This is a genomic window from Bacillus sp. 03113, from assembly GCF_006546985.1.
Taxonomy (GTDB): Bacteria; Bacillota; Bacilli; order Bacillales; family Cytobacillaceae; genus VATK01.
Genome location: NZ_ML637008.1, coordinates 1 through 19,012, shown reverse-complemented (window position 1 = coordinate 19,012; position 19,012 = coordinate 1). Strand labels below are relative to the sequence as shown.

18 protein-coding genes and 1 riboswitch are annotated in these 19,012 nt (G+C 38.4%); of the genes, 2 read left to right on the top strand and 16 right to left on the bottom strand.

Annotated elements, in window-relative coordinates; genetic code table 11:
* Positions 1–58 precede the first annotated feature (58 nt).
* Entirely contained in the window at positions 59–1,042 is a 984-nt protein-coding gene (locus FDO66_RS00090) for an SDR family NAD(P)-dependent oxidoreductase (RefSeq protein ID WP_141430375.1), read from the top strand.
* Between the two features lie 136 nt (positions 1,043–1,178).
* On the opposite strand, the gene FDO66_RS00085 is transcribed toward FDO66_RS00090, so the two are convergent.
* The 3 genes from FDO66_RS00085 to FDO66_RS00075 all read right to left on the bottom strand — a co-directional run bounded on the left by FDO66_RS00085 (position 1,179) and on the right by FDO66_RS00075 (position 4,508).
* Positions 1,179–1,496, bottom strand: a complete 318-nt coding sequence (locus FDO66_RS00085) for a YerC/YecD family TrpR-related protein (protein ID WP_141430374.1) — start codon at positions 1,494–1,496, stop codon at positions 1,179–1,181.
* Between the two features lie 16 nt (positions 1,497–1,512).
* On the bottom strand, positions 1,513–2,556 hold the full coding sequence (locus FDO66_RS00080) for a DUF3048 domain-containing protein (RefSeq protein WP_258535508.1): 1,044 nt from the start codon (positions 2,554–2,556) through the stop codon (positions 1,513–1,515).
* 203 nt (positions 2,557–2,759) lie between these two features.
* Positions 2,760–4,508, bottom strand: a complete 1,749-nt coding sequence (locus FDO66_RS00075; protein WP_141430372.1) for an adenine deaminase C-terminal domain-containing protein — start codon at positions 4,506–4,508, stop codon at positions 2,760–2,762.
* Between the two features lie 184 nt (positions 4,509–4,692).
* Here FDO66_RS00075 and FDO66_RS00070 point away from each other — a divergent pair, with 184 nt between their 5' ends.
* Positions 4,693–4,962, top strand: a complete 270-nt coding sequence (locus FDO66_RS00070) for a YgaP family membrane protein (RefSeq protein ID WP_141430371.1) — start codon at positions 4,693–4,695, stop codon at positions 4,960–4,962.
* A gap of 142 nt (positions 4,963–5,104) precedes the next feature.
* Here FDO66_RS00070 and purD read toward each other — a convergent pair whose 3' ends face one another.
* The 13 genes from purD to FDO66_RS00005 all read right to left on the bottom strand — a co-directional run bounded on the left by purD (position 5,105) and on the right by FDO66_RS00005 (position 18,572).
* The gene (gene purD / locus FDO66_RS00065; protein ID WP_141430370.1) at positions 5,105–6,379 is read right to left on the bottom strand and encodes a phosphoribosylamine--glycine ligase; all 1,275 of its coding nucleotides are present in this window, start codon (positions 6,377–6,379) and stop codon (positions 5,105–5,107) included.
* 16 nt (positions 6,380–6,395) lie between these two features.
* The gene (gene purH, locus FDO66_RS00060) at positions 6,396–7,931 is read right to left on the bottom strand and encodes a bifunctional phosphoribosylaminoimidazolecarboxamide formyltransferase/IMP cyclohydrolase (protein WP_141430369.1); all 1,536 of its coding nucleotides are present in this window, start codon (positions 7,929–7,931) and stop codon (positions 6,396–6,398) included.
* Positions 7,932–7,975: 44 nt separating this feature from the next.
* Positions 7,976–8,545 (bottom strand): phosphoribosylglycinamide formyltransferase, encoded by a 570-nt coding sequence (gene purN, locus FDO66_RS00055; protein WP_141430368.1) that lies wholly within the window; start codon positions 8,543–8,545, stop codon positions 7,976–7,978.
* Positions 8,546–8,561: 16 nt separating this feature from the next.
* Positions 8,562–9,593, bottom strand: coding sequence for a phosphoribosylformylglycinamidine cyclo-ligase (purM, locus tag FDO66_RS00050; RefSeq protein ID WP_141430367.1), 1,032 nt, complete (start codon positions 9,591–9,593; stop codon positions 8,562–8,564).
* Between the two features lie 175 nt (positions 9,594–9,768).
* Positions 9,769–11,178 carry an amidophosphoribosyltransferase gene (gene purF / locus FDO66_RS00045; protein WP_141430366.1) on the bottom strand — a complete coding sequence of 470 codons (1,410 nt, stop codon included), beginning with the start codon at positions 11,176–11,178 and terminating at the stop codon, positions 9,769–9,771.
* On the bottom strand, positions 11,163–13,379 hold the full coding sequence (gene purL / locus FDO66_RS00040) for a phosphoribosylformylglycinamidine synthase subunit PurL (protein ID WP_141430365.1): 2,217 nt from the start codon (positions 13,377–13,379) through the stop codon (positions 11,163–11,165). Before purL ends, purF begins: the two co-directional genes overlap by 16 nt.
* Entirely contained in the window at positions 13,363–14,049 is a 687-nt protein-coding gene (purQ, locus tag FDO66_RS00035; RefSeq protein ID WP_141430364.1) for a phosphoribosylformylglycinamidine synthase subunit PurQ, read from the bottom strand. The genes purL and purQ overlap by 17 nt, the downstream gene beginning before the upstream one ends.
* Entirely contained in the window at positions 14,046–14,300 is a 255-nt protein-coding gene (gene purS, locus FDO66_RS00030) for a phosphoribosylformylglycinamidine synthase subunit PurS (RefSeq protein WP_141430363.1), read from the bottom strand. The genes purQ and purS overlap by 4 nt, the downstream gene beginning before the upstream one ends.
* 1 nt (position 14,301) lies before the next feature.
* Complete coding sequence (gene purC / locus FDO66_RS00025) at positions 14,302–15,012, bottom strand: phosphoribosylaminoimidazolesuccinocarboxamide synthase (RefSeq protein ID WP_141430362.1); 711 nt, start codon at positions 15,010–15,012, stop codon at positions 14,302–14,304.
* Between the two features lie 100 nt (positions 15,013–15,112).
* Positions 15,113–16,405 carry an adenylosuccinate lyase gene (purB, locus tag FDO66_RS00020; protein ID WP_141430361.1) on the bottom strand — a complete coding sequence of 431 codons (1,293 nt, stop codon included), beginning with the start codon at positions 16,403–16,405 and terminating at the stop codon, positions 15,113–15,115.
* Between the two features lie 3 nt (positions 16,406–16,408).
* Positions 16,409–17,563: a 5-(carboxyamino)imidazole ribonucleotide synthase gene (purK, locus tag FDO66_RS00015; protein ID WP_181444388.1), complete on the bottom strand. Its 1,155-nt coding sequence runs from the start codon at positions 17,561–17,563 to the stop codon at positions 16,409–16,411.
* A complete protein-coding gene (purE, locus tag FDO66_RS00010; protein WP_141430359.1) occupies positions 17,550–18,038 on the bottom strand; it encodes a 5-(carboxyamino)imidazole ribonucleotide mutase in 489 nt (162 codons plus the stop codon). The genes purK and purE overlap by 14 nt, the downstream gene beginning before the upstream one ends.
* A gap of 130 nt (positions 18,039–18,168) precedes the next feature.
* Positions 18,169–18,270, bottom strand: a riboswitch (purine riboswitch).
* A 95-nt stretch (positions 18,271–18,365) separates the two neighbouring features.
* Positions 18,366–18,572, bottom strand: a complete 207-nt coding sequence (locus FDO66_RS00005; protein WP_141430358.1) for an NETI motif-containing protein — start codon at positions 18,570–18,572, stop codon at positions 18,366–18,368.
* Between the last annotated feature and the right edge of the window lie 440 nt (positions 18,573–19,012).

Below are 19,012 nucleotides of genomic sequence, written 5' to 3'. Positions count from 1 at the left end.
TAAAAAGAATAGTGATTGATTAATCACTAACTAAAAAACAAGGAGCGTGCAACTAACCATGAAAAAAGCAATCGTATTAGGAGCGACAGGCGGAACTGGATCAGCCATTGTTAGGGAATTAATCAATAGGGGCATCCCAACAATTGCTTTTGGGCGTTCATCTGAAAAACTCCTTAAGCTGAAAGAGTCTTATGGAAACCCGGAGTATCTGACCCTGCAAACTGGGGATGTTTTTCAAGTAGAAGATGTTTATAAGGCAGCAAGTGAAGCAGATGTGATTTTTCAGTGTGCAGCTGTTCCGTACAACAAAATGGAAGAGCAGCAGCTTCCTTTAGGAGAGGCCGTTCTGAAAGCCGCTAACAGACTAGGTGCAAAGGTTGTATTTGTGGACGGCATTTATCCCTATGGCCATGCAAAGACACAGTATGTGAATGAAGATCATCCCAAAAATCCTCATACGAAAAAAGGGAAAATTAAGCTCGAATTCGAAAAACTAATCTTCCATTCTCGCTGGAATCAGTCTAAGCATCTAATTGTAAGGCTGCCAGATTATTACGGCCCTACTGCAAACAAAAGCTCCTATTTGGGAATGACAATGGAAGCTATTGCAGAGGGCAAAACAGCAATGTTTATCGGAAATATGACCATACCGCGTGAATATGTCTATTTACCCGATGCGGCTGATATGATCGTTGAACTAGCGAGCTTGGATGAGGCGTACGGTCAGAATTGGAACATTCCAGGTTCCGGTGTTATATCAGGCAGAGAGCTTGTTCAACTTGCTCAAAAAGCAAGAGGAATTTCAAAGCCCGTTATTCCACTGCGAAAAGCCTCGCTAACCTTTATCGGCATGTTTGACCCCATTATTCGTGAAATTGTCGAGATGCTATATTTAACAGAGGAGCCTGTCGTTTTGGATGGAAGCAAATATGAACGACTTGTCGGACCGATTCCCGCCACGCCGTATGAGAAAGGCATTGAAGACACCATTCAAGCACTAGTCGAGAGAAATAAACAAACAACCATAGATCAGCATACATGAACCTCTCTTAACCATTCATGAAGAATTTCTTCAAATAAACAAAAAAAGTTGATCTTCAAATTATTGAGGATCAACTTTTTTTGTTTGAGTATATCCGAAGAGACTAAACTTGTTGCATTCTTGAATTTTTCAAGCTTTATTCATTTTCTTTTTTCGCTTCCTCTGTCTCTTTAATTCGGTCCAAGGCCATTTCATATGCATCATTCCCATAGTTTAAACAGCGTTTTACTCGAGAAATGGTTGCTGTGCTTGCGCCAGTCTCTGTTTCAATTTTATGATATGTTTTTCCTTCCTTTAACATACGAGCTACTTCGAGCCTTTGCGAGAGCGATTGAATCTCATTTACCGTACATAAATCATCAAAGAAGCGGTAGCATTCTTCTAAATTTTTTAATGATAGGATGGAATTAAATAATTGATCAAGTTCTCTTCCACGTAATTTATCAATTTGCATGTATCAATACCCCTTCTTATTGTGCGTTAAATGAAATCACTTTTTCTAACCCTGGATTAGTAGGGACTACATTAATCCATGTCTTACCTGGTACAAAACCAACATCTTTTCCATTTCGGACAGGAATGATTCTTCCATCTTTATTCATCCATTCGACTTCGTACCACTTTCCTTTTTGCAGAAAGTAAGCCTTTCCTCCAGAAGTCAAATTAATTTCACGATATCCGCTGCCTTCGATCACTTTATGGTCAGCCTCTAAAATCAAAACATTATCTACTAATACTGGATTTTTTGTGTCATAATCAACGGTTTGCTCACCATTTGAAAAGCGTTTGTACTTTTCTATACTTGGATCATATTCAAAAATAGAACTAAATACAGGATCAGAATAATACGATATTTTCACAGAATTAGCTGCTTCACCATTTAAATGATCTATTTCCTCATTTGTTAAAAAAGTAAGGGAAGGAGGCGGAGTATCCATTTCGTAATGCAATTGTTCTGCACCTTTTAATATGTTCTTATATTGAATATAGGAATTGTGGGGAGCTTTTCTAAAACTTGCTCTTTCAAATAATGTTCCGTCATACTGCATTCCATTTAAATGATTAATATAGCCGCTATCAAGCAGTTCTTTTGCTTGTGCACTATATCCATGTGCAATATACAGACTGTTATATCCTTTTGCCAGCTTAATATAATATTCCCTTGCACTTCTTACTGGACCGATAATATTCGGTTGTTCACTTTGAAAAATAGCAAGAAAACGAGTGATGCTTCCTTCTGCTAACAACTCATACACAATATCTGCTTTATATAAGCCTGACTGCGGCCTAGCACTAGGATGATTGTTCACCATAACCGCGATTGCACGACCTTTTACTTCTTCATCACTTTTCATTCCAGTTAAAGGAAAATGAAAAGTGGGTCGTTCTTCCTCATCCTGTGGTTCTTGTGGCTCATCTACCGCTTCCCCAGCATTATTCGGCTCTTTTGATCCCGTTGCCTCTTGCTTTTTTGTGCAGCCGGAAACAACAATTATGAATACCAAACAAAACATTAGCCATCTCTTATGCATATTCCCTCCAAATGAAAGTATTTATCTTCATTTTTGGGGTTAATCCCTCTCTTCTGCACGTACATAAGAGGGATTTAAAAATCAGGCGGCTAAAGACCCTCCACCTGATCCCCCTTAATTACTCGCTTACTAAAACATTCCCTATTCTCAAATAAAACCCTGCTAAATAAGATCTCTTTTATATTTTAACGCATTATCGTTGGAAAGAGTACCATTTTGTTCATGACATCATACATCCCTCTTTGTGTAATCCGGATATAAGGCAAATGAGTAGATGAGAAAAACAATAAGGTATAAATGGGGTCCTCAAAACGATATCCTTTATCCCTTAAATGGATAAGAAGCTGTTTTTCGCATTTGATTAGCTCCTCTATCGTTAAATTTGCCATTATTCCTTTTAAGCTAAGAGGGATTTCCGTTATTATTTGTCCACTGTCTGCAAGTGCGATCCCTCCTCCCATTTCTTTTATTCTATGAAATGCTCGGATCATTTCATGCTTATTTTTTCCTATTAGAATAATATCCCCTGTATTGGAATAGGAACTAGCAAAACCATCAAGACGATTAGCAAAGCCTTTTAGAATCGTATTCAGCCGCCATTTTCCATGTTTATCAATGAGCATAAAAAAACATTCATCATGCTCATACGACAAATTCTCACGTGAGACATCGATCGTAACCGAATACGGCTTCGTGATAACGCCATTTTCCATCTCGATTCCAAAAAGCATCGAAAATTGCAAGTCGTCAATGGTTAGCTCCCATTCTATTTGTAATGGATCGAGATCAAATTCTCTCCAATTCAAGGAAGGAAATGCTTCTTCAATCAGCTGATTCTCTCTTTTCAGCCAATTTCCTTTTGAAAGTACTGAAATTGGAGTAGGGTTTTTTTGATCCTCTAAAAAGTTAATATTGGCTATTCTTCCCGTTGCAATTTGGCCATGTAAATAATCTAAATGGTAATAACGGGCAGGATTGATCGTCCCCATATTGTAAGCATCTACTACTGGTACTTCATTTTCTATGGCAATCCTTATCATATGATCAATCATTCCCTGCTCATAAAAAGTAGCTGAGGAGCCATCTGTTGTATAAATAAATTGATCATATGAATGTATACCAAGCTTATGAATCCCTTCTAATAAATCCGGTAAATCTGGTCGAATAGAGGAATATCTTAGCGAAACCGTATAACCTTGCAGCAAACGTTGAAGGACATCTTTCCCTGTCATCGCTTCATGATCACAGTCGACTCCAAATAGCATCATTTTTGCTAGCGTTTTTTCCGAGGCACCAGGAAAATGACCTTCAACTTTTTTTCTCATTCTCTTTGTTTCCTGCATCCAATGAAGCATGAGATCATTCCCATCTAATAGCTTAGGCCACCCTGTTAATTCTCCTCCTTGTAAAACAGCATCATGCTCAAGCCATGATGAAATATTTTGATCTGAAAAAATTGTCTCCTCATTCGTTAATTCCGTTTGCCCATCAAAACGACACCACCAATACATAGTTGCAGATATGGTTTTAAAAGTCTCCATCAAATCAAACGCTTTTGTATTGTTGAGGTGTAAAGCAAGGACAAGGTTGTCGTTGATTAAAGTGGTCGTTCCAAGCTTTGATGCATAGCTGGCAAGAGATAGGGGATTATATAATTGAAATGGATGGGCATGTGGTTCTATATAACCTGGAACAAGAAAAAAACCAGCGCAATCCATGACTTCACAATGGTGATCCAATAATGGCGGGAGGTGCTCTCCAACGTATACAATACGATCTTCGTAAATCCATATATTCGCTTTCATCCATTTGCGAAGCCATTGATTTAAATAATAAGCATTTTTAAGTAACAGTGTTGGGGATTCTTTTCCGTCTAATACAGATACCTGCTTACGAAGCTGTGTATTTTTCCATCGATATCGTTGTTCTAGCATTATTTATTCCCTCCTCCGGTCTTTCATTTATATATATAAAGATGATCATTGGATTTTCAACGTAAGTATAAAATAGGTTATAGAAAAAGAAAGCCTTTTCATAATTATTTATTCTATCACACCTTATCCATACAAGCACAAAAAAAGTTAATATTTGTTATTAATGAGTAAAGGAGCGTTCAAATTGAATATAAAACCAAATATTGGATTATTAAATGCGCTTATTCGAATTACGATAGGCTTTACCATTTTAGCTTGGAGCACCTCTAAGCTTGTGAAAAGACCTTGGCGTGAATCTTATCTAGTTGCAGCATTTTTTGGAGGAATGAAAATAGCTGAAGGAATTGTCCGTTTCTGCCCAATGACTGCTCTATTCGAGAGAAGTCAAGAAATGATGGGTAATTGGAAAAACGATAAAAAGCAAGAGGACGAGATGACGTATAATCCTTCTTAAAAGAATATCACGAAGAATAAAAGTTTATCATGAACTTAGCTGATATTTTTTATTTTTCCGATATAAGGATATTTTTTACAGAAAAAAGGTGATTCAAAGTCAAAAACAACGACTTTGTATCACCTTTTTTATAAAAAATAGTTTATTGTCCAGCTACAGCGCCTTTAATCGCTTTAAAGCCGATATCTTTTCTATAAAATACACCGTCGCATTGCAGGTATTCAAGCTCAGCGTAGACCTTTGCTTGTGCATCCTTTAAGCTTTTTGCTTTAGCTGCAGCCAAAAGCACGCGACCTCCATCTGTTACAAATTCACCTTGTTCGTTCTTTTGTGTACCAGCATGGAATACATAAGCATTTTCAATGTTTTCTAATCCGCTTAATACGGCACCTTTTTCATATGCCTCAGGATAACCTTTTGAAGCAACTACGACACCAAGCATCGCTTCATCATACCATTTTATCTCCGGTACTTTGCCATCTAAAATTTCTTCGATGACTTCCACAAGATCAGATTTCATTCTAGGTAAAACGACTTGCGTTTCTGGGTCTCCTAAACGTGCATTAAACTCAATGACCTTAGGTCCTTTATCCGTTTTAATCAAGCCTGCATAAAGAATGCCTGTGAACGTTCTTCCCTCTTCGATCATCGCTTTAGCTGTCGGCTTTAAAATCGTTTCAATAGCAATTTGAACCGATTCATCCCCGATATGAGGCACTGGAGAATAAGCTCCCATTCCGCCTGTATTTGGACCTTGATCTCCATCATAGGCTCTTTTATGATCTTGAGCAATTTCAAGAGGAATTACCGTTTCTCCATTAACAAATGCCATAAGGGAGAATTCCTCGCCTGCTAAAAATTCTTCCACGACAACTGTAGCGGATGCATCGCCAAACTTTGCATCTAAAAGCATCTCTTTAATGCTGTTTAAAGCCTCCTCCAATGTCATCGCAACAGTTACCCCTTTACCAGCTGCTAGTCCGTCTGCTTTGATAACAATTGGGGCACCCTTTTCTTCAATATAAGCTTTTGCATCCTCATACTTTGAAAAAACAGCATATTCTGCAGTCGGAATTTGATATTTTTGCATTAAATCCTTTGCAAACGATTTACTACCTTCAATTTCAGCCGCTTTTTGCTTCGGTCCAAATACCTTTAACCCAGCTTCAGCAAAACGATCAGATAAGCCTTGTAATAAAGGCACCTCAGGACCAATAATCGTTAACCCAATTTGATTTGTTAAAGCAAAATCAATCAGCTTCTCTTGTTCTGTTTCATCAATCGCAATTCGCTCCGCAACATCGGTCATGCCAGCATTACCTGGGGCAACAAATACCGTGTCAACCTTTGGACTTTCCTTTACCTTTGTACAAATCGCATGCTCACGGCCGCCACGGCCTACTACTAATACATTCATCTCATTCACCTCCCGATTAATGTTTGAAATGTCTAACTCCAGTCATGACCATGGCAATGCCATATTCATTCGCTTTTTTAATGGAATCCTCGTCACGAATGGACCCCCCTGTTTGGATAATAGCTGTAATTCCTGCTTTTGCAGCGACTTCAACCGTATCGTTCATTGGGAAAAATGCATCGGAAGCAAGAACAGCACCCTTTGCTTTTTCACCAGCTTGTTCTAAAGCAATTTTCGCAGCTCCTACTCGGTTCATTTGGCCAGCACCAATTCCAAGTGTCATATCTTCGTTTGTTACAACAATCGCATTCGATTTCACATGCTTAACAACCTTCCAGCCAAGCTTAAGTGCTTTCCACTCTTCTTCAGTAGGCTCTCTATCGGTTGCAACTGTAAGGGTTGCATCATCCAAAGTATAAGCATCATACTCTTGTGTTAAAAGTCCACCTTCAACAGTTGTCAGCTTCATTTCTTTTTTGTGATCATTAGAAAAAGGAATCGTTAATAAACGTAAGTTCTTTTTGCTTGTTAAAATATCCAAAGCTTCTTTTGAAAAAGAAGGGGCAATAATAATTTCTAAGAAGATTTCATGAAGCTTTTCAGCTGTTTGTCCATCTACTTCACGGTTTAATGCAATAATTCCACCGAAAATGGAAACAGGATCTGCTTCAAAAGCTTTCGTAAAAGCACCAAATACATCTTCTCCAGTACCAACTCCACAAGGATTCATATGCTTAACAGCTACAGCAGCAGGCTCCGTAAATTCTTGAACAATTTGAAGAGCTGCATCCGCATCATTAATATTATTGTAGGAAAGCTCTTTTCCATGTAATTGATTTGCATAAGCAATAGAAAACTCAGAGCCTAAAGGCTTGCGGTAGAATGCCGCTTTTTGGTGTGGGTTTTCACCATATCTTAATGACTGCTTTAATTCATATGTAACCGTTAGTTTTTCAGGCGTTTCTTCATTTGCAAGCTCTGTCATATACTCAGCAATCATCGCATCATAAGCAGCTGTATGGCGGAATACTTTTGCAGCAAGCTTTCTGCGAGTGGCATGCTGTACCTCTCCATCAGCTTTTAATTCACTAATGACGGTTTCATAGTCAGTTGGATCCACTACAACTGTTACGTATTGATGATTTTTTGCAGATGCTCGCAGCATTGTTGGGCCACCAATATCAATGTTTTCAATCGCATCTTCTACTGTTACATCCGGCTTTGCGATTGTTTGTTGAAATGGATATAAGTTTACACAAACAACATCAATTGGTTGGATTTTGTGTTCATTTAATTGTGCTTGATGACTAGGATTGTCAAATTTAGCTAAAAGACCACCATGAATATATGGATTTAACGTTTTTACACGTCCTTCTAATATTTCAGGAAAGCCTGTTACATCACTTACACTTAAAACAGGAATTCCACTGTCATGAATAGCTTTTTTTGTTCCGCCAGTTGAGATAAGTTCAAAGCCAAGCTCATACAATTCTTTTGCAAATTCTGTAATGCCTGTTTTATCCGAAACACTTATTAACGCACGTTTTTTCATTTTCTGAGAAAGCCTCCTATATGAATAACATTATGATGCTGCCATTAAGATTGATTAAATAATTTATTTAATACAGCTGGGTAGAGCTGATGTTCGATCTTGTGTACTTTTTCTTGCAAGGATTCCTTTGTATCTTCTTGATCTATGTTAATAGATTCTTGAGAAATTATTGGGCCTGTATCCATTCCTGCATCCACAAAATGAATGGTTACACCTGTTTTTTCTGCACCAGCTTCGAGCGCTTGACCAATCGCATCTTTTCCTGGAAAAGCGGGGAGTAAAGACGGATGAATATTGACCATTCGACCCTCAAATGCTTGAAGTAAGGTTGATCCAATTAATCGCATATAGCCTGCAAGGACAATAAATTCAATATTATGCTTACCTAGCTGCTCTAATATATCTTTTTCGTAATCCACTTTACTTGGATAATCCTTTGCTCGAACAGCAAAATACGGTATATTTTCTTGTTTTGCTCGTTCAATACAATAGGCGGAAGGCTGATCAGACACTAATAGCGCCACATTGGCTTTCAGCCTTCCATCTTTAATTGCCTCCATGATAGCTTGAAAATTGCTGCCACTTCCGGATGCAAAAACAGCAATGTTTTTCATCTTGATCCCCCGATACTTATTTAAGCCTAATTTGTACGCCTGCTTGATCTGTTACGACTCCAATTTGATAAGCCTTTTCTCCAATACTGTTAAAATGGTTAATGACATCATCTGCAATTTTTTCGTCAACAGCTAGGACCATTCCTGTTCCCATATTAAAAATATTGTACATTTCTTTGCGATCTAACTTACCGATGGATTCCATAAGTGTAAACACTGGAGGGATCTCCCATTTACTTTCGTCTAAGTCTACTCCTAGACCTTCAGGAAGCATACGTGGAACGTTTTCGATAAAACCTCCGCCTGTAATATGCGCTAATCCTTTAATATCGAATTGTTTTAAAGCTGAAAGAATTGATTTTACATAAATTTTCGTTGGACGAAGCAATTCTTCTCCTAAAGTGCTGCCTAATTCATCTACATGATCTGTTAATGACATTTTTGCTTCTTCAAGAAATAGTTTTCTTACTAATGAATAACCATTACTATGAATGCCGTTTGAAGCTAAACCAATAAGAACATCCCCTGCTTGAATGGTTTGTCCTGTAATGATCTTCGCTTTTTCAACAGCACCGACTGCAAACCCAGCTAAATCATACTCTTCTTCACTGTACATCCCTGGCATTTCCGCTGTTTCTCCGCCGACTAGTGCACATCCTGCTTGCTCACAGCCATCTGCAATGCCTTTCACAATGGCTTCAATTTTCGCTGGCTCTGCTTTACCGCATGCAATATAATCAAGAAAATAAATTGGTTCTGCTCCTTGTACGACAATATCATTTACGCACATAGCAACAGCATCAATTCCGATTGTATCGTGCTTATCCATCATAAAAGCAAGCATAAGTTTTGTACCGACGCCATCTGTACCTGACACTAGAATTGGTTCCTTTAAATTTAAGACGGATAAATCAAACATTCCTCCAAAACCGCCTAATCCACCTAATACGCCAGGACGAACCGTTTTTTGCACATGTTTTTTCATTCTTGTCACTGCTTCATAGCCAGCTTCAATATCAACGCCTGCTTGTCTATAAGCATTAGCCATTCTTTTTCCTCCTAATATCGATATCGCATATCCTAATCGAAATAAAAGCGACATCATTCAATGCCGCTTTTATCTTATTGTTCTATATCTTTAACATTCTTTTGACTTACACCTTTTCATATGGGTGTAAGGTTGATGGATAATGATCGTTTAAATACTTACGTATTTGATAAATTTAGCATGTAGATGTCTCTTTTGTTGTTGGGTAAATATCTGTTGGATACTTACCTGTAAAGCATGCTAAGCAATGTCCGCGATTTTCACCCTCGTCTTTTCTGCCAATCGCTTCAATCATTCCCTCGACAGATAAGAAGGTTAAACTATCCGCTCCAATTAACTCACGAAGCTCCTCAACTGAATGTTTAGAAGCGATTAGCTCTTCCTTAGTAGACGTATCAATGCCATAGAAGCATGGATTTTTAATCGGCGGTGAGCTAATCAAGACATGAACCTCAGTTGCTCCAGCATCTTTAAGCATTGTTACAATACGTTTGGAAGTCGTTCCACGGACAATCGAATCATCCACCATGATGACTCTTTTACCTTCGACAACGCCTCGGACAGGCGAAAGCTTCATTTTTACTCCTTGCTCACGTAAAGCTTGAGATGGCTGAATAAACGTTCGACCTACATATCGATTTTTGATTAAGCCAAGCTCATAAGGAATTCCTGATGCTTCGGCATAGCCAATTGCAACGGAAATACTTGAATCTGGAACACCTGTTACAACATCAGCCTCAATTGGAGCTTCAATTGCTAATTGCTTCCCAAGATTTTTTCTCGCTTTATGAACATTGATACCATTAATATCACTGTCTGGACGAGAGAAATAGACATATTCCATTGTACACATGGCGATATTAGAAGCAACAGAATACATTTCAGAAGTAAACCCATTATCGTCGATAATTAATAATTCACCCGGCATTACATCTCGGATAAATTCTGCACCTACAACGTCAAAGGCACATGTTTCCGAAGCGACAACATAAGCATCTCCAAGCTTCCCTAATGATAGAGGTCTCATTCCATTTGGATCGAGTGCAACCATTAGTTCCGATTCAGTCATAATTAAGAACGCATAAGCTCCTTTTAACATCGATAGTGCATTTTTAACACGATCCTTGAAAGAGGAAAATCCTCCTCTTCGAATTAAATGAGCCAGCACTTCCGTATCTGAACTTGTTTGAAAGATACTTCCTTGTCCTTCTAATTGCCCTTTTAATTGTGTTGCATTTACTAAATTTCCGTTATGCGCAAGAGCCAAGCTTCCACTTTGGAAATGGAATAAAAGGGGCTGAACATTTTCATAACCACTGCCTCCTGCAGTTGCATAACGAACATGTCCGATTGCTGCCTTCCCCTTTAGATCTTTTATTGCATCAGAAGAGAAAACCTCTGCAACAAGCCCTTCACCTTTAACGCCTTTAAGCGACTCTCCATCTGTTGAAACAATACCAGTGCCTTCTTGTCCTCGATGCTGTAAGCTGTGAAGACCGTAATAAGTGATTTGTGCTGCATCCTCATGACCCCAAACGCCAAATATGCCACATTCCTCATTAAGCCCTTTTATTTCAGCAAGCATGGAATAGCTCCTTTCCAGGCATTCTTAAGCTCATCAACCTGTTTGTTTATTAGTAATTCTTTTTCATTAGAAATTTGAAGGACTGATGAATCAGTTACTTCACCTATTAACGTTGCCCCAACGACACGTTCAAATTCTTCTTGATGCTCTTTTTTTACTGACAATAGGAAACGAGATTGTGATTCACTAAATAACGCAGAAACAGCATTACCAGATACCGTAATATTCGCTCCTAATCCCTTCGAACTAAATAAGCTTTCTGCAGCTGCTACAGCAAGTCCACCTTCAGCAAGATCGTGTGCTGAAGCAACAAGCCCTGCACGAATTGCTTCAAGTACACTTTGCTGATGTTTGTTTTCTACTTCTAAATCTAATTCAGGAGCTTTTCCGTAAATTTTTCCAAAAAGCAGCTTTTGAAGCTCACTTCCGCCAAATTCACCCTTTGTCTCACCAAGTAAATAGATAAGATCTCCTGCTTGCTTGAATTCTTGTGTCGTAACATGATCAATATCTGTTACTAGACCTACCATACCTATTACAGGGGTTGGATAAATAGCTGTCCCGTTTGTTTCATTATACAATGAAACGTTTCCGCCGATAACAGGTGTTTTTAGTGCTAGACAAGCTTCGCTAATTCCGTCAGCTGCTTTTTCGATTTGCCAGAAGATTTCTGGCTTTTCAGGATTTCCAAAGTTTAAGTTATCTGTTATAGCAAGAGGCTCTGCCCCAGAGCAAACAATATTTCTTGCTGCTTCTGCGACAGCAATTTTCCCGCCTACCTCAGGATCTAAGTAAAGGTAACGTGAATTACAATCTGTTGTCATCGCTAATCCTTTACGAGTTCCACGAATACGAACGACAGCTGCATCTGAACCTGGGGAAACAACGGTATTCGTTCTTACCATATAGTCATATTGATCATAAACCCATTCCTTACTTGCAATCGTAGGCTGAGCTAATAATTGTTCTAATGTTTCATTTAAATCTTCTACCTTTGGCACTTCGTTTTCCATTGATTGGAAATCACGATACATTTGCGGCTCCTCAGAAGGCTTATGATACACAGGTGCATCCTCAGCTAAAGCATCAGCAGGAACATTTGCCACCACTTCTCCTTTATGGATAAGGCGAAGCATTTTGTCGTCTGTTACAGTTCCGATCGCAACAGCTTCTAAATCATATTTAGAGAAAAGATCCACAATTTCTTGTTCTCTTCCTTTTGTCACAACAATAAGCATACGTTCTTGAGATTCTGAAAGCATCATTTCATAAGCTGTCATACCTGTTTCACGTTGTGGAACAAAATCAAGATTCATTTCAATTCCAGATCCTGCTTTACTTGCCATTTCAGCACTAGAGCTTGTTAAACCAGCAGCACCCATATCCTGAATTCCAACAAGAGCATCATTATGAATCAGCTCTAAGCAAGCTTCCAAAAGCAGCTTTTCCATAAATGGATCACCAACCTGAACAGCTGGTCGTTTTTCATCGGATTGATCGTTTAATTCTTCGGATGCAAAGGTTGCACCATGGATTCCATCACGTCCAGTTTTCGCTCCAACGTACATAACGGTATTTCCTACACCATGTGCTTGCCCTTTTTTAATATCCTTATGATCGATTAAACCTACACACATTGCATTAACAAGCGGGTTTCCAGCGTATGAATTGTCAAACTGAACCTCTCCACCCACTGTTGGAATCCCAATACAGTTTCCGTATCCTGCAATCCCTGCTACAACCTCTTTAAAAAGGTATTTTGTTCTTGGATTGTCAAGTTCCCCAAATCGTAAAGAGTTTAAAATAGCAATTGGTCTAGCTCCCATTGAAAATACATCACGGATGATACCGCCAACACCTGTCGCTGCTCCTTGATATGGCTCAATCGCTGATGGATGGTTATGGCTTTCAATTTTGAATGCCACTGCCTGTCCATCTCCAATATCAACGATACCGGCACCTTCACCAGGCCCTTGTAAAACGTGCTCACCTTTAACAGGGAATCTCTTTAGAACTGGCTTTGAATTTTTATAGCTACAATGCTCTGACCACATGACAGAAAAAAGGCCAAGCTCTGTATAATTAGGCAGACGATCTAAAATTTTCTCAATCATCGCAAATTCTTCATCAGTCACACCCATTTGTGTATATATCTTTTCTTCTTTAATTTGCTGCGGACTTGGCTCAAGCATTAACGACATGTGCGTCCCTCCATTGTTTTACGATAGATCTAAATATTTTTAACCCATCCGCTCCGCCTAAAAGCTCATCAACAGCTCTCTCAGGATGCGGCATCATTCCTAATACATTGCCTTTTTCATTCATAATACCAGCAATATCAAGAAGACTTCCATTTGGGTTGCTTCCGCTATATGTGAAAACGATTTGATTATTTTCTTGTAATTTAGCTAATGTTTCTTGGTCACAATAATAGTTTCCTTCTCCGTGGGCAATCGGAATCGTAATGACTTCTCCGCTTTCATATAAAGAAGAAAACATGGTTTGGTTGTTCTCAACCTTCAGCTGAACTGGTCGGCAAATAAATTTCAAGCTGTCATTTCGTCTCATTGCTCCAGGCAAAAGACCTGCTTCTAAGAGAATTTGAAACCCATTACAAACGCCTAAAACAGGTTTCCCCGCTTCTGCAGCTTTTACGACTTCTTTCATTACATTACTAAAACGGGCAATTGCTCCGGAACGGAGATAGTCTCCATATGAAAATCCGCCAGGCAGTAAAATCCCGTCATATTCTTCCAAGCTTTCAGAGTCATGCCAAACGTATTCTACTTCTTCACCAAGTTCGTCTTTAATAGCATGGAACATGTCGACATCACAATTGGAACCTGGAAATACAACTACTGCGAATTTCACTGAGCAACAGCCTCCTCTATTTCAAAACGATAATCCTCAATTACAGGGTTAGCTAAAAGGCGATCACAAACTTCCTTCACAGTTTCCTCTACAGGGCGATCGGATTTTTCAATCAATAGCTCCATATATTTTCCAATTCTTACATCTTTCACTTCTTCATATTTTAATGAGTGCAAAGAGTGCATAACCGCTCCACCTTGTGGATCTAACACACTTTCTCTTAATGTCACATATACTTTAACTTTATACATATTATTGGCCCCCAAGTCTTTCGAGAATATTTTCATAAGCATCAGTAAGATTACCTAAATCACGGCGGAAAACATCTTTATCAAGCTTTGCATTCGTTTTTAAATCCCATAAGCGACAAGTATCAGGTGAAATCTCATCAGCAAGTAGGACTTGTCCAGAAGCATCTTTTCCAAATTCAAGTTTAAAATCAATAAGGCGAATCCCTAATTCCTCAAAAAAGCTTGATAATACGGTATTCACTTCTTTTGCTTTCTGCTTTAGAATTTGAACTTCTTCTACATTCGCTAGCTTGAGTTCTTCGATATGATCTTCAATGATTAAAGGATCACCTAAATCATCATTTTTATAGTAAAACTCAACCAAAGGCTTTGATAAGGAAATACCTTCTTCTATTCCTAATCTTTTTGAAAAGCTGCCAGCTGCAAAATTACGGACAACAACTTCTAATGGAATGATCTCTACTTTTTTAACAAGCTGCTCAGTTTCTGATAAGCGTTTGATAAAATGAGATTCAATTCCCTTTTCCTTCAGTTTATCAAACAATAAACTAGTGATCTCATTATTTAAACGACCTTTTCCAGCGATTTCAGCTTTTTTTTCTCCGTTAAAAGCTGTTGCTGAATCCTTATATTCAATCCAAACAACATTTTCGTCGTTTGTCCCATATACTTTTTTTGCTTTTCCTTCATATAATAAAGCTGTCTTTTCCATATTGAAAAGTCTCCTTATTTTTTAGATTAGGGATTGCCATTAAAGCTTAAAGCATAACATGACGATAAGAGGCAGGTTCAACCTTACCTCTTTTCATTTTTTATAATCCTAAGCGATCGAAAATCGTGTCTACATGCTTAATATGATAATTATAGTCAAAGCAATCCTCAATTTCTGCAGGCGTTAGCTTAGCTATGATTTTTTCATCACTTTCAATCAAGCTTCTAAAAGGAACTTGTTTTTCCCAAGCTTCCATTGCACGAGGTTGAACAGTATCATAAGCCTCTTCTCTCGTAAGTCCTTTATCAATTAACGCAAGAAGCACACGTTGTGAATAAATAAGACCAAGTGTACGATCCATATTGCGCTTCATGTTCTCAGGGAAGACAGTTAAATTTTTAATGATATTTCCGAAGCGATTTAACATATAGTTAAGAGCAATCGTTGCATCAGGAATAATAATTCTTTCTGCAGATGAATGGGAAATATCTCTTTCATGCCATAATGGAACATTCTCATACGCTGTTAACATATGACCACGAATAACTCTAGCAAGACCTGTCATGTTCTCTGACCCAATCGGATTACGCTTATGCGGCATCGCAGAAGAACCTTTTTGACCTTTAGCAAAGAACTCTTCTACTTCACGTGTTTCACTTTTTTGCAACCCGCGAACCTCAACGGCAAACTTCTCAATAGAAGTTGCAATTAGAGCTAATGTTGACATATATTGTGCATGACGATCACGCTGTAATGTCTGAGTGGAGATCGGAGCAGGCTTTATGCCTAACTTTTCACAAACAAAAGCTTCTACAAAAGGGTTTATGTTAGCATAAGTGCCAACTGCCCCAGAGATTTTTCCATATTCAATCGTAGCAGCTGCTGATTTAAAACGTTCTAAGTTACGTTTCATTTCTTCATACCATAAAGCAAGCTTTAATCCGAATGTAGTAGGCTCAGCATGGACACCATGTGTACGCCCCATCATTACTGTATATTTATGTTCTTGTGCTTTATTTTTTAAGATCTCAACAAAATTTTCAATATCTTTTAATAAAATATCATTCGCTTGCTTGATTAAGTAAGAAAGAGCAGTGTCGACTACATCTGTTGAAGTTAATCCGTAGTGAACCCATTTTCTTTCTTCTCCTAATGTTTCTGACACAGCACGTGTAAAAGCAACAACGTCGTGTCTTGTTTCTAATTCGATTTCGTTGATGCGGTTAATATCAAATGATGCATTTTCACGAATTTTTTGGACATCTTCTTTCGGAATCTCCCCTAGCTCAACCCAAGCTTCACATGCTAGGATTTCCACCTCTAGCCATGCTTTAAATCGATTTTCCTCTGTCCAAATTGCACCCATTTCGGGTCTTGTGTAACGATCAATCATCTTTTATCCTCCGATCCTTTCTGTTGCCAGGTTCCATATACGGCTTTGGTCAATTTCTGCAAGTGCATCTTCTACAGTGCTTCTTAATAGTGTGGCATGCCCCATTTTACGTTTTTCAATTGCATCTTTTTTACCGTATAAGTGTATTTTCCAATTTTTCAACTCTTCTATTTTCTCTATTATAGTAGATTGATGCTCTCCTAATATATTCACCATGACAGCAGGTTTTAATAATTGCGTGCTCCCTAGAGGCAGGTTGCACACTGCTCTAATATGCTGTTCAAATTGTGAGGTTTCGCATGCTTCAATAGAGTAATGACCTGAGTTATGAGGGCGAGGGGCAAGTTCATTTATGTAAATCTTGTCCTCTTTTGTTAAAAACATTTCAACCGCTAGCGTCCCAATCAACTGAAACGATTCAGCAATCTGATATGCTTTTTTAATCGCCAATTCCTCTGCCTCTTTACTCATTCTAGCCGGTACGATTGTTTCATGAAGAATATTATTGACATGAATATTTTCTCCGACTGGAAAAACAGAAGCTTCTCCGCGAGAATTCCTTGTAACAATGACGGAAACTTCTTTCTCAAACTTTATCCATTTTTCAAGGACACATTGCCCCTTTTCCAAAAGGCTTGCAGCTTCTTTTATTTGTCCTTCATCCTTAATGACAAATTGCCCCTTGCCATCGTAACCGCCTCTAGCTGTCTTTAACACAGAAGGATAGCCTAGCTCATTAATATTAACATAAATATCATTAATATCATTTATAACTGCATAAGGGGCTACATCAACCCCAGCATCCTGTAAAGAAGCTTTTTCTGTTGTCCGATCTTGCGTAATTTCAAGTAGCTTAGAACCTTGTGGAACATATGCATGCTCAGTCAGCCAATCAAGTGCATCCTTATCAATATTTTCAAATTCATATGTGATAACATCGCTTGCTTCAGCTAATTTTTTAATAGAAGGAATGCTCTGATATTCACCAATGATTTTAACATCTGCTACTTGTCCACACGGTGAATCCTCTGTTGGGTCTAAAACAGCAATGCGGTATCCTTGTGCTTTCGCCGCTAATGCCATCATCCTTCCCAATTGCCCTCCACCGATAATTCCAATCGTTTGTCCAGGCAAAATCATTTGGTTAGACAAGCTCATCACTACTTTCTAATACTTCTTTTTTTGTTTTTTGTCTCATCTGATCTATTTTTTCTGCTATTGTTGGATCAGTTGCACCTAGTATTTGTGCAGCTAAAAGGCCTGCATTCGTTGCTCCTGCTTTACCAATCGCCACAGTTGCTACTGGTACACCACCAGGCATTTGTACAATGGATAGCAGTGAATCTAATCCATTGAGTGCTTTAGATTGAACTGGAACACCTATTACTGGCAAAGTAGTTTTAGCTGCAACCATTCCTGGCAGATGAGCTGCTCCTCCTGCACCAGCAATAATAATTTTTATACCTCTATCTCGAGCATTTTCAGCATATTCAAACATTAAATCCGGAGTTCTATGGGCTGACACGACTTTCTTTTCGAATGGTATTTCTAAATTCTCTAGAATGTCACATGCATGTTTCATTGTTTCCCAGTCTGATTTGCTACCCATAATTATTCCAACTTGAGCGTTCATTCGAGTCCTCCTGATTCTCTTTCTATTAAAAAAGCCCAAACAGATGCCTCAGTAATGAAGAGAAAGCAATCTGTCCGGGCTAAATTAGACATAAAAAAGCAAAATAGAACAATATCTATTTTTTATTTGCCGGGCATATTTACTTCCTCATAGTCTGGCAATTTACGGTTGTCAGGTAGATACTTTTGGGCCTTATTCCCATGATTATATGAGGATGTTCACTTTTGTTTTTATCACTCCCATATAGTAACAGGCTCTTTTACACATTGTCAACCCAAAAAATCGAACGATTTTTTTATTATGTTTTATTATTGTTCGTATTTTCGTTCATTGTTCTAAAAGCTTTGCTTCGAACACGATTTGCCGACCAACTGGTTTATACTCAGTCTGGTCATTTTGATGTATTTCCTCGAAAATTGGCTTTTCTGTCCTTCTAATTGGCATGTAACCTTCATTTTTTATTCGATCCAAGCATTGATCAATCGTTTCATTGCTTTGAACCTCAAATGTTTTTTTAAGCACCTTTTTGCTCATCAATAGTATTCCTTTCAAAATCACTTTTAGTACAAGTTCATCATCATCTTTATTTGTTTTTCGTATTATTAGTTACATTAATATGGTAGAGAGATGTTTTCAAATTTATTCTACACTATAAAGTTAATTCTATGTCTATTCAATTTATATGAGTTCTTTTTATTCTTCTATGTCGTTTTGGGGTGAAAACGTCTACTCTATGTGTGAAAACGTCTACAGTTCATGCGAAAGCGCCTACATAACCTATTTTATCAGCGATTCCCTTTTTTCTAAGGCTGTTTTCGTATAAATTGTTGCTTTTAAACGCGCAGCCTGCATACACTTCGCTTTCCGTGGGCGAGCGTCAAGCCTCCTCGTCGCACACTCCTGCGGGGTCTCGCCTTTCTCGCATTCCCACAGGAGTCTACGTGTATGCAGGCTGCTCCGAAACGTTTCTCCCA

Bases quoted from the DNA above. Each gene is read 5' to 3' on its own strand.
- FDO66_RS00085 (WP_141430374.1), bottom strand. From the start codon at position 1,496: ATGCAAATTGATAAATTACGTGGAAGAGAACTTGATCAATTATTTAAT.
- purF (WP_141430366.1), bottom strand. From the start codon at position 11,178: ATGCTTGCTGAAATAAAAGGGCTTAATGAGGAATGTGGCATATTTGGC.
- purK (WP_181444388.1), bottom strand. From the start codon at position 17,563: ATGAGCTTGTCTAACCAAATGATTTTGCCTGGACAAACGATTGGAATT.
- FDO66_RS00075 (WP_141430372.1), bottom strand. From the start codon at position 4,508: ATGCTAGAACAACGATATCGATGGAAAAATACACAGCTTCGTAAGCAG.
- purM (WP_141430367.1), bottom strand. From the start codon at position 9,593: ATGGCTAATGCTTATAGACAAGCAGGCGTTGATATTGAAGCTGGCTAT.
- purL (WP_141430365.1), bottom strand. From the start codon at position 13,379: ATGTCGTTAATGCTTGAGCCAAGTCCGCAGCAAATTAAAGAAGAAAAG.
- purB (WP_141430361.1), bottom strand. From the start codon at position 16,405: ATGATTGATCGTTACACAAGACCCGAAATGGGTGCAATTTGGACAGAG.
- FDO66_RS00080 (WP_258535508.1), bottom strand. From the start codon at position 2,556: ATGTTTTGTTTGGTATTCATAATTGTTGTTTCCGGCTGCACAAAAAAG.
- purC (WP_141430362.1), bottom strand. From the start codon at position 15,012: ATGGAAAAGACAGCTTTATTATATGAAGGAAAAGCAAAAAAAGTATAT.
- purN (WP_141430368.1), bottom strand. From the start codon at position 8,545: ATGAAAAACATTGCTGTTTTTGCATCCGGAAGTGGCAGCAATTTTCAA.
- purD (WP_141430370.1), bottom strand. From the start codon at position 6,379: ATGAATGTATTAGTAGTAGGCCGTGGCGGCCGTGAGCATGCGATTTGT.
- purH (WP_141430369.1), bottom strand. From the start codon at position 7,931: ATGAAAAAACGTGCGTTAATAAGTGTTTCGGATAAAACAGGCATTACA.
- purS (WP_141430363.1), bottom strand. From the start codon at position 14,300: ATGTATAAAGTTAAAGTATATGTGACATTAAGAGAAAGTGTGTTAGAT.
- FDO66_RS00005 (WP_141430358.1), bottom strand. From the start codon at position 18,572: ATGAGCAAAAAGGTGCTTAAAAAAACATTTGAGGTTCAAAGCAATGAA.
- purE (WP_141430359.1), bottom strand. From the start codon at position 18,038: ATGAACGCTCAAGTTGGAATAATTATGGGTAGCAAATCAGACTGGGAA.
- FDO66_RS00090 (WP_141430375.1), top strand. From the start codon at position 59: ATGAAAAAAGCAATCGTATTAGGAGCGACAGGCGGAACTGGATCAGCC.